The sequence below is a fragment of the Roseibium sp. RKSG952 genome, assembly GCF_009711355.1.
In genome coordinates this window covers 1-751 of sequence record NZ_SMMF01000373.1, presented here as the reverse complement: position 1 = coordinate 751, position 751 = coordinate 1, and the positions used below count along the sequence as shown (strand labels likewise).

The 751-nt window shown below is 55.5% G+C and carries 1 protein-coding gene and 1 tRNA gene; both read left to right on the top strand.

Annotated features, from left to right (window positions below; all coding sequences use genetic code 11):
• A partial coding sequence (locus E1297_RS49545) for a hypothetical protein (RefSeq protein WP_209015561.1) occupies positions 1-323 on the top strand: 323 nt, incomplete at its 5' end.
• Positions 324-544: 221 nt separating this feature from the next.
• A tRNA-Pro gene (locus tag E1297_RS01105) sits at positions 545-622 on the top strand.
• The last annotated feature ends 129 nt before the right edge of the window (positions 623-751 follow it).

The window sequence follows — 751 nt, the reverse complement described above, 5'->3', positions numbered from 1 at the left end:
CGTCCTTCAGGGCGGGGAAGACGTTAAGAATTAAATCCTTGATTCCGGGACCATTAGGGTCCCCTAAAAAAAATCGAAAGAATTCGCTATTTTCGCTTGACCTCTTCAAGAAGATCCGGCAATCGTTTGGTCATCGGGACTTTTCCCCGGCAACACTCGTAGGTAAGAAGATGGCTAAGGCAATCAGCATCGCGAACATGATCGGCGCATTCCGCGCAACGATCTCGCGCGCCTATCCGTATCTCCCCTTACCATTGCACCTCCTGCTGCACGCAGGCGGTCGACGGGTCACGTCGGTTCTTGGAGGCGCCAGATTTATCTAATCACTCCCAAGATCCCGAGCAACGAAAGACCCCCGTCGACCGAAGTCACGGGGGTCTTTCGTTTTTCAAGCTCAAGAGCCGGGTACGCCCGGTGCCCGACTGGATCGGGAGTTCTTTGAAATCGATGGGAAACTGCGGGTTCGGACGCCACTCCGGATCCGACGCGTGCGGGGACTCGTGAAGGACACCGCACGAACGATGATGCGCGAGCATCTCAGAGACAGACGTTGGCGCAGCTAGGTTAGCGCACCGCTCTGGGGGAGCGGGGGTCGTCGGTTCGAATCCGACACGTCTGACCAATTCTAGTGAAACGATTAGGGTTTAAAAATCCAGATTGAGCCCATTTCGTTTCAGGAAACCCGAGGGCGGGTACCGGGAGCCGGAAATCCCAAGTGACTGTAATTAACGTCTTCCCCGCCCTGAAGGAC